Raw genomic sequence first — 10,013 nt, 5'->3', positions numbered from 1 at the left:
ACCATTGCCTGCCTGCTTGCAAATACCCTCACAGCCGCATGCCGCGCAAACAAACTCCCGGAACCCGAAGGCCTGACGGTGTGAGGGTTGGTGCCGCTGTTCAAACTGGTGGTGGCTCTTCCATCCGTTCCGATGCCAGCAGTTATTGGCATTTAGCAGGTCGCAACTCTCGCATGGTAATCGTGTCTATCGGCGTGTCGCATTCCAATTCTATCCGATCCCGCGCTTTGTTGATGCGCGCCACATGCTCGGGAATGCCGGTGGATCAGCAGTTCTGGGGGCAGGGCATGTCGATGGCAGAATGTACTGCCCAGATACGCCATTTGGATTCGGCGGCGGACGTTTTTGCGGTTCTGTTACTACCGGATGCGCCGCGGCACATAGATGTCTTGAAACTTCGGGGCCAACTACAATCGCACAAAAACCTCCTTCGACCAGGAGCGTGGCATGTTCCCGGCCCGGTGCGTCCAGGCGAAATTGAGTGCCTGATTAATAGCGCAATTGCGGCCCATCGGGCCTATAAGATGGTCAACGCATTGGGTGGTGCTCAGAGAGCGAGATAGCCGATTCCAACAAAAGCGATGACACAACCAACCCACTGGCTAGGCGCCATACTTTCATTCAATACAGCCCAGGCAAGCACTATGGTTAGTAGCCCAAACACCGAGGCCGCGACAGATGCATATTGGGCATCGGGTAACCCGCCAGCTGCAACCACACTGAGGATTGCGACGGCGTCCAAAAGACCCATCAAACATAACAACGGCAGCGCTTGTGCGCCGGGCCAGATCGAATTGCGAGACGCGAAAGCTATCCCAGCCAGAATAAGGATTGCTGTAAGCCGACCAAGTAGCGACACGGTGTATTCGTCACTGATCTCTGCTGCGTATTGACCCAAGGCAAATGCTGCTGCGAACCCGGTTGCGGCAAGCAGAGACAAGGCAATGGTCGGGCCAGGCGCAGGGTAAGTTGCCTCGGTACTGTCCGAGCGGGACGCGACGATAGATACCCCGACACCGATCGCGATTACGGCAAGCCAGTGCCATGCACTGACGGTCGAACCTTGCCAGATCGCAACGGTGATGGACAGAACCGGGTAGCTGGCGACAAGCGGCGCAACCAATCGCACGGGTCCTCGATGAAAGGCCTCGTACATGCTGAGCCCAGCCAATAGATAAAACCCACCTGCTGCAATTGAATATGTTATCGCGTAGCCGGATATTGAAATGATGTCTCCTCTAACTACCACCAGCCCGGTCTGCAGGATGGCTCCGAAGAGCAGCACGGTCATAAGCGAGGCGATCACGCTGACAGATTGGCTGATGTAGCGGACGGAAAGGTCATGAATGCCCCAGCACAACGCGGCCAGCAGTCCAAGTGCAAGGGCACTCATGTGAGGGAAGTTCGTTGTGGTTTCGGTGTGGTTGGCATGTTTTTGTTCCAGAAATCAACAGCGCCAAGATGTCACTGGTGATAAACAAATTTTCCTGATATGCAATACATAGGCGATGAAGACTTGGAGAAAACACCTATGTCCTCGGCTTTGAATCAACTTGGTGGCGAAGAGAAACTGCGGGCGCTTGTCGAACATTTCTACGACCGAATGGAGACTGACCCGAAAGTGCATTCCCTGCATCGCCTGCATTTTCGTGGCCACGGATTGAACCATACAAGACAGGCGCAGTTCGAATTTCTTAGCGGGTTTTTGGGCGGGCGGGCCTACTACCGCGAACGGTTTGGCCACATGGACTTACGGGAGATTCATGCCCATGTACCCATACGCGAGGCGGATGCAGAGCTATGGCTGGAAACCTTTGATGCCGCTTTGGAAGAGTGTGATATGCATGGCCCTGTGGTGGACAAAATGCGAAGAACTTTAAGACGCGCGGCACTGATGCTTATTAATGACGTTCCCGACTGGCGCATCGTGGTTGATCGGGAAAAAGGACGAGAAGTTTCAGACTAGAAAAAATGCAGGTTTTTGAAGTCAGCAGTCAAAAACGCCTGACTCGTCTTATCAGGCGAAGACGAGCGGAATTGCCAGATGTCATTCAGAGTTCTTTGCTGACGATATCCTCACATTTCTACGGCATCTCCTGCACAGCATTTCCGGACCCAAGCAATTCGACAGTTCATTGAGACTTAGCTGGATCACTTGACGATATGTCCATGGGACCGCCAAAACCAACAGAATATACGATCGTCCAAAGCTGAGATTGGGCCCACAAAAAGGCGCACGTTTTCCGCGGTGTCGCCAATAAGACCTTGTCAAACGCCCCGGGGGTTCACGCGGCGTGTGTTGAAAGACAAGTACATTCATTGGGGGATCGTGGCGGGTTGGTGAACAAGGCCGCAGTATAAACCGCGACCCTGATGTCGTCCGGTTTCACTGGATCAAATGTCCAGGGTGTTTTCTTTTTCCCACCGCGAAAAATGCGACACGAAGGAATTCCACTCCTGATGCTTCATCTTCAGGAAGGCAGACGAAAACTCGGCCCCCATCATAGCCTTCAGGCCTTTGTCCTTGTCATATTCACGCAGCGCATCAAGCATGTTCAGAGGCAATTTCGGTGCTCCGCGCACCTTATGGCCTTCGGCATACATATCGATGTCCCAACGCTTCCCGGGATCTGCTTTGGATCGGATACCCGACAGACCAGCCGCGATTATGACGGCTTGCAGCAGGTATGGGTTGGTTGCCCCGTCCGGCAGGCGCAGTTCGAACCGTCCGGGGCCGGGGACGCGGACCATATGGGTCCGGTTGTTGCCGGTCCAAGTTACGGTGTTGGGTGCCCAGGTAGCCCCGGACATCGTTCTCGGGGCGTTGATCCGCTTGTAGCTGTTCACCGTGGGGTTGGTGATCGCCGCCAGAGCCGAGGCGTGCTTCATGATGCCGCCAAGGAAGTGCTTGCCGCGCTCTCCCAATCCGACCTCGCCGGTGGGGCCATCTCCTTCACCCGCAAACACGTTGGTCTTGGCCGCCTTACCCGGCGCATCCCAGACCGAGATATGGGCATGGCAGCCATTGCCCGTCAGCCCTTCGACCGGTTTCGGCATGAACGTCGCGCGCAGACCGTGCTTTTCAGCAACCGACTTGGTCATGAACTTGAAGAACGAGTGCTTGTCTGCCGTGCGCAGGACGTCATCAAACTCCCAGTTCATCTCGAACTGGCCGTTGGCGTCCTCGTGGTCGTTCTGATAGGGGCCCCAGCCCAGTTCCAGCATGTAGTCGCAGATCTCGCGGACCACATCATAGCGGCGCATTACGGCCTGCTGATCGTAGCAGGGCTTTTCGGCTGTATCGAACGGGTCGCTGATTTGTTCACCATCCGGGGTCAGCAGAAAGAACTCGGCCTCGATACCGGTTTTGACATGCAGACCTTCGGCGGCGGCTTCATCGATCAGGCGGCGCAGAACGTTGCGTGGGGCTTGCGCGACGTCGCTTCCTTCCATCACGCAGTTGCCAGCGACCCAGGCAACTTCGGGCTTCCAGGGCAGTTGAATGACCGAGGACGGGTCCGGCACTGCCAGCATGTCGGGATGTGCTGGCGTCATGTCCAGCCAGGTGGCGAATCCGGCAAAACCTGCGCCATCTTCCTGCATGTCGGCAATCGCCTGCGCGGGCACCAGTTTAGCCCGCTGTCCGCCGAACAGATCGGTGAACGAGATCATGAAGTATTTGACGCCTTTTTCTTTTGCGAAAGCTGCGAGATCTGTTGTCACGATTGCTTTCCTTTCCCTGTTGAAATTTGGTTTTTCAAAGCAAAAACGCGGCCCCCATCAGGGAGCCGCGCAGCATCGGTTCAGAACCCTTCCTTGCCCGGATACCAACTGGTTCCCGCCAGCGGCACCCGCGCCATGGCAGCTGCCTCCATTGTCAGGGCGCACAAGTCCTCTGGCTCGAGATTGTGCAGGTGGTTATGCCCACAGGCGCGCGCGATGGTTTGAGCCTCAAGCGTCATCACCTTCAGATAGTTGCGCAATCTTCGGCCCGCATCGACCGGGTCCAGACGCTTGGCCAGATCGGGATCCTGCGTGGTGATACCCGCCGGGTCCTGACCTTCGTGCCAGTCGTCGTAGGCACCCGTGGTTGTGCCCAGCTTCTGGTACTCGGATTCCCACTTCGGATCGTTGTCCCCAAGCGCGACAAGGGCAGCGGTTCCGATAGCGACTGCATCTGCACCCAAGGCCATTGCCTTGGCGACGTCGGCACCGGTTCGAATACCACCCGAGATGATCAGTTGAACCTCGCGATGCACACCCAGATCCTGCAGCGCCTGCACGGCCGGGCGAATGCAGGACAGCGTCGGTAGCCCGACATGTTCGATGAACACGTCCTGCGTCGCGGCGGTGCCACCCTGCATGCCGTCCATCACGACAACATCAGCGCCAGCCTTCACCGCCAAAGCAGTGTCGTAGTAGGGGCGTGTTGCGCCAACCTTCACGTAGATCGGTACCTGCCAATCTGTGATTTCTCGAAGTTCAAGGATCTTGATTTCAAGATCGTCCGGGCCAGTCCAGTCCGGATGGCGACAGGCGGAACGCTGATCGATGCCCTTGGGCAGGGTGCGCATCTCAGCCACCCGATCACTGATCTTCTGCCCCAGCAGCATGCCACCGCCGCCAGGCTTGGCACCCTGACCGACCACGATCTCGATCGCGTCCGCCTTGCGCAGGTCATTGGGGTTCATGCCGTAGCGCGACGGCAGGTACTGATAGACCAGCTTGGTGGAATGACCACGCTCTTCGGGCGTCATGCCACCATCTCCGGTGGTGGTTGACGTGCCCGCTGCGGATGCACCACGGCCCAGAGCTTCTTTTGCCGGGCCAGACAATGCGCCAAAGCTCATGCCGGCGATGGTGATCGGGATATCCAGCTCGATAGGTTTCTTGGCAAAGCGGGTGCCCAGCGTTACCGAAGTATCGCACCGTTCCCGATAGCCCTCCAACGGATAGCGTGACACCGACGCGCCCAGAAACAGCAAATCGTCGAAATGCGGCACTTTCCGTTTCGCACCACCGCCTCGAATGTCATAGATGCCGGTGGCCGCGGCACGCCGGATCTCTGCATTGATCGGATTGGTGAATGTCGCCGACTGGATCGGCAGGGTGCGGGGGATCTGATCGTCCATATCTTTCATACCCTTCTTCCTCAGTACGCGGCGGAATTGTCGATGTCGAAATTGTACAGCTGACGGGCCGAACCATAGCGTTTGAACTCTTCCGGTTTGGCGTCGCTGCCTGCGCGGTTCAGCAAATCCCTTAGGATATCCAGATGCTCGGGGCGCATTTCCTTCTCGATGCAATCGGCGCCGAGGCTTTTGACCGACCCACGCACAAACAGCCGTGCTTCATAGAGTGAGTCCCCCAGCGCATCACCTGCATCCCCGCAAACCACCAGATTTCCAGCTTGCGCCATGAAGGCGGACATGTGGCCTATATTGCCATGAACGACGATGTCGATGCCTTTCATCGAGATGCCACAGCGCGAACTGGCATTGCCCTTGATCACAAGCAACCCGCCATGGCCGGTCGCCCCGGCATACTGGCTGGCGTCACCATTCACGATGACCTGACCGGACATCATGTTTTCTGCAACTCCGGGTCCAACGGACCCTTCAACCTTGATGGTTGCCTGCTGGTTCATCCCAGCACAGTAGTATCCAGTCGAGCCTTTAACCGTCACCTCAATCGGCGCGTCCAGCCCAACGGCGATTGCATGGCTGCCCTTTGGATTCACAATTTCCCAATGGGTCTGGTTGGTCTCGGCGTTTTGCGCCTGCAGGGACGAGTTCAATCCGCGCAGACCGTCTGTCTCTAGATTATAGGTCTGCATATCATGCGGCCTTTTCGTGGGTTGTGGGCCTGTCTTTGTGCGACCAGAAATAAACGGTGGATGGTTCAGGTTCCCACACCCGCGCATCTTCGATACCGGGCAGGTTCACCAGGGCGCGATATTCGCTGCCAAAGGCCACATATTGATCTGTTTCCGCCATCACCGCAGGTTTACAGGCGATTGGGTCACGTACGACGCCAAAGCCGTCTTTGGTGCCGACCACGAAGGTAAAAAACCCATCCAGATCATCAATGCTGGATTCCAGAGCTTCACCCAAAGTGGCACCGTTCATCATCTTCCAGGTCAGGTATGCCGCACCCACTTCGGTGTCGTTCTCGGTCTGGATCGTCACGCCTTCGCGGCGCAGCTTGCGGCGCAACGAGTTATGGTTGGACAGCGACCCGTTATGAACCAGGCACTGATCGGATCCTGTATTGAAAGGGTGGGCACCCATTGTCGTCACCGCGGATTCCGTCGCCATGCGAGTGTGCCCAATACCATGAGTGCCGCTCATGCCGCTGAGGTTGAAGCGCTCTGCAACATCCTTGGGCAGGCCGACTTCCTTGTAGATTTCGAGGCTTTCGCCGCGGCTCATGATCCGAACCGAAGGGCGGATTTCGGCCAGTGCAGCGCGCGCGGCTTCGAACTGACCAACGGGAATCTCCAGGACGGTATGTGTGTCGTTGTCTGACTGACCAACCGGAGCGCCCAGACTTCTGCCCAGCTCATCAGCCAGATCGACAAAGTCGGTTTCGGGGATGGGGGACTGAACCGTAATCTTGGTTTTGCCTGCCGACTCTGCGCCATAGATCGCAATACCGGCACTGTCGGGGCCACGATCTGTCATCGTGATCAGCATGTCTGTCAGCATATTGCCCAGTTGGGGCGCAAGAGACTGGTCTTTGAGGAATAATCCAACAATTCCGCACATGGCTGGCAGATCTCCTTGTGTGTTTCGTTATGATTCGACGGTACCAATAAATCTACGGGACATCAATAATGATAGGAAAGTTTTTTTCCTAAGAGGCAATGGACGCAACCTTTGACTTTTTGCGCCCATTGCAAGCTTTTGAGGCTGAATCAATATCGTTCCAGCTGAGCCTTCACCTTCTCTTCGTCACCAGTATGGCGTGCTTTCTCAAGGTGCTCACCTTCCCGGACGAACTGGATGCGATGCCAGCCGATCCAGAATACGACGCCAATGATGACCATAAGGACTTCGTAGCCTTGAAAAGGGTAGATAGGACCGACCTCGGCAAGATCGACAGACCAGTTTGTGTATCCATTCGTAGACATATCTTTCTCCCTTATTCTGCAGCTACGCCACGGGCAGCCAGCTCTTCCTTGTCGGCTGCAATGATTGCTGCTTTGGCATCTTCGTAGGCATGGTGTTCAGCATAATCGAGGCCCTGAAGTTCAACCTCTTCCGGGATACGAAGGACACCGGCTGCGGCTTGCAACTTCGCCACGATCCAACCGGGCATAAAGCCTAGGACAAAGAACATGATGACCGCGCCGGTTATCTGGCCGATCGGATTGATTGTTGCGTAGCCTTCAAATGGCGACGAAGGCACGCCCCACAGGACGATACCTGCGATAATCAAACCGACGACACCGGAATACCCATGTACCGCAACCGCACCGACGGCATCGTCCAATTTGAACCGACGCTCAACCCAGTAGTGCAGCTTGTAGACAATCACGACCCCGATCGCGCCAATGATCATGGCCTGGATCGGGTGATAAAGGTCGTTACCTGCCGAAGCAGTGATAATACCAGCCAAGCCGCCCGAGAATGTCCAGAAGGCGTCGCCCTTGGACACGACATAGGCTGCCATTAAACCGCCGGACAGAGACATCAGGAAGTTGAAGGTGATCGCCGACAGCGTGGTCGGTGCCAGATAGATGTTGGTCGCTGTCCAGGTTACACCAGTGATCTGGCCATCGATTGCTTCTGGCGAGATCGCCGGGACGTTGCATGCAGCGTAGAAGCCCCAGAAACCAGTATAGATCAGGAAAATCCCAATCGTCAGCAGCCACGGGTTGTGCGGTGGAATATCACGGGGCGTGCCATCCTTGGCGAACTTACCAAGCCGCGGACCCAGAACCATGATCACACCAAGTGCATAACCACCTGCGATTGCGTGGATAACACCCGATGCGTAGGCATCGTGATACCCAAGAACGCGCACCATCCAGCCGTCATAGTGCCAACCCCATGCGGCATCGATGATCCAGAAAACCGACCCGATCAGAACCGCATGTACCCAAAGGGCCGAGGATCTGATTCGTTCGATCACAGAACCCGAAACGATCGAGGCTGCGGTCCACGAAAACAGTAGGAATGCAGCCCAGAAGACACCTGTGATTCTATCGCCCAGATTGGTGCCCATCGTGTCCGCCCACGGCAGATTTGCGGCGCCAGCTTCAGTGTCCAGACCGCCCCAGAACGGAAAGTTTGGAAAGGCCCAGTAGATCCACCAACCGAAGAAGAAGAACGTGACCGTCACCAATGGGATGATCATGATGTTTTTCATCAATGTGTGCATATGGTTGCGGGCTCGGCTGGCGCCGACCTCGTACATGCAAAAGCCCACATGGATGAGGAACATGAAGACGACCGTTACCCAGTAATAAAACTCGGTAAAGACCGTCGTGAGTGCATTTAGATTACCATCCACTTCGTAGTCTCCCTGTTGTTGCAGCAGGAGGTCTCTCTGCGGAGTATTTCCTGCTGGGAAAAAATATCTACTCAGGGGACAATTTCATTGACGACCTGTCAATAGATATGTGGGGCAAGCATCTTTAAGGCCAGTGCTTGGAATACGTTTTCGGATATACAAAACGGTATTAAAACGCTGATAAAATTATGAAAATTGCGTTTCTGCTGGATGTATCCAGGGTGCGAAAAGTGCAGGCAAATATTCCCAACAGGAAAAATATCTGCACGTAGGTGTTGATTTTCAACCCAACATCGGCCTCAATATGGCCAACAAAAACACTCAACGGGAGACCTGAACCATGGCCATTCTTTGGAGGACGTCGGTCCTTGCGCAACGCCATGCCGATATCGGCGGCGAGCTTGAGGACTGGAACGGTATGGGAACCGCCTGGTTCTATGACCACAGCCCTGAACGCGCCAAAGCTGACTACGAAGCAATTCGAACCAAAGCGGGTCTTATGGATGTTTCGGGTCTGAAAAAGGTTCATGTTGTTGGTGAAGATGCCGCCTATGTCATTGATCGCGTTACCACACGAAACGTCGAAAAAATCATGCCGGGCCGGTCGACTTATGCGTCGATACTGAATGCCGAAGGCAAATTTATTGATGACTGCATCATTTATCGTCTCTCGGTGAACATGTGGCTTGTCGTGCACGGCACAGGAACGGGCATGGAGCAGCTGACATCGGTGGCAGCGGGCAAGAATTGCTCGGTCATTTTTGACGACGACATGCATGATATGTCGCTGCAGGGGCCGGTGGCCGTTGATTTCCTGGCCAAGCACATCCCCGGGATTCGCGACCTAGCTTACTTCGGTATCATGCAGACCAAGCTCTACGGTTGCCCGGTGATGATTTCGCGGACTGGCTACACCGGTGAGCGTGGCTATGAGATTTTCTGTCAGGCCAAGCACGCTGTTCACCTTTGGGACAATATCCTGGCCGACGGTAAAGACATGGGCATCGTGCCAGTACAGTTCTCGACGCTCGACCTGCTGCGCACCGAAAGCTACCTGCTGTTTTACCCGGGCGACAACTCGGAAACCTATCCGTTCGACGATGAGACATGTGGTGATACGCTATGGGAGCTGGGTCTGGAATTCACGGTTTCGCCGGGAAAAACCGGCTTTATCGGCGCTGAGAACCACTATGCCTCACAAGGGAAAGAACGGTTCAAGATCTACGGTGTCAAACTGGACGGCACGACCCCGGCGGACGAAGGCGCTGACCTGCTGCAAAACGGTGAAAAAGTCGGTGTTGTCACCTTTGGCATGTATTCCGACATTAATGGCCACAACGTAGGTATCGCGCGGATGCCGGTCGCCTGTGCGTCACCTGGCACCAAACTGACGGTGCGCAACGGTGATGGGACAGAAATAGCAGCAACCGCGGAAGAGATGCCGTTCTACGATCAGGACAAATCCATCAGAACCGCAAAGGGCTGAGTTTCAGGGG

General features: G+C 55.5%; 9 protein-coding genes. 2 read left to right on the top strand and 7 right to left on the bottom strand.

Annotation, left to right across the window (positions count from 1 at the left end; all coding sequences use genetic code 11):
* Positions 1-547: 547 nt before the first annotated feature.
* Complete coding sequence (locus AC2FEE_RS19790; RefSeq protein WP_496867046.1) at positions 548-1,393, bottom strand: EamA family transporter; 846 nt, start codon at positions 1,391-1,393, stop codon at positions 548-550.
* Between the two features lie 138 nt (positions 1,394-1,531).
* Here AC2FEE_RS19790 and AC2FEE_RS19785 point away from each other — a divergent pair, with 138 nt between their 5' ends.
* A complete protein-coding gene (locus tag AC2FEE_RS19785) occupies positions 1,532-1,966 on the top strand; it encodes a group II truncated hemoglobin (protein ID WP_496867045.1) in 435 nt (144 codons plus the stop codon).
* A 428-nt stretch (positions 1,967-2,394) separates the two neighbouring features.
* Here the strand turns inward: AC2FEE_RS19785 and glnT are convergent, their stop codons facing one another.
* The 6 genes from glnT to AC2FEE_RS19755 all read right to left on the bottom strand — a co-directional run bounded on the left by glnT (position 2,395) and on the right by AC2FEE_RS19755 (position 8,517).
* A complete protein-coding gene (gene glnT, locus AC2FEE_RS19780; protein ID WP_496867044.1) occupies positions 2,395-3,723 on the bottom strand; it encodes a type III glutamate--ammonia ligase in 1,329 nt (442 codons plus the stop codon).
* Positions 3,724-3,803: 80 nt separating this feature from the next.
* Positions 3,804-5,132 (bottom strand): FMN-binding glutamate synthase family protein, encoded by a 1,329-nt coding sequence (locus AC2FEE_RS19775; protein WP_496867050.1) that lies wholly within the window; start codon positions 5,130-5,132, stop codon positions 3,804-3,806.
* 20 nt (positions 5,133-5,152) lie between these two features.
* On the bottom strand, positions 5,153-5,836 hold the full coding sequence (locus AC2FEE_RS19770) for a protein GlxC (RefSeq protein WP_496867043.1): 684 nt from the start codon (positions 5,834-5,836) through the stop codon (positions 5,153-5,155).
* Position 5,837: 1 nt separating this feature from the next.
* Positions 5,838-6,767: a class II glutamine amidotransferase gene (locus AC2FEE_RS19765; RefSeq protein WP_496867042.1), complete on the bottom strand. Its 930-nt coding sequence runs from the start codon at positions 6,765-6,767 to the stop codon at positions 5,838-5,840.
* A gap of 149 nt (positions 6,768-6,916) precedes the next feature.
* Positions 6,917-7,132 carry a hypothetical protein gene (locus AC2FEE_RS19760; protein ID WP_421596300.1) on the bottom strand — a complete coding sequence of 72 codons (216 nt, stop codon included), beginning with the start codon at positions 7,130-7,132 and terminating at the stop codon, positions 6,917-6,919.
* A gap of 11 nt (positions 7,133-7,143) precedes the next feature.
* Entirely contained in the window at positions 7,144-8,517 is a 1,374-nt protein-coding gene (locus AC2FEE_RS19755; RefSeq protein ID WP_496867041.1) for an ammonium transporter, read from the bottom strand.
* 340 nt (positions 8,518-8,857) lie between these two features.
* On the opposite strand from AC2FEE_RS19755, the gene AC2FEE_RS19750 reads away from it, so the two are divergent.
* Complete coding sequence (locus tag AC2FEE_RS19750; RefSeq protein WP_496867040.1) at positions 8,858-10,003, top strand: aminomethyl transferase family protein; 1,146 nt, start codon at positions 8,858-8,860, stop codon at positions 10,001-10,003.
* Positions 10,004-10,013 lie beyond the last annotated feature (10 nt).

The organism is Ruegeria sp. YTSC199, assembly GCF_059609725.1.
Note: the sequence above shows the minus strand (reverse complement) of the source record. Positions and strands in the feature narration are given on the sequence as shown.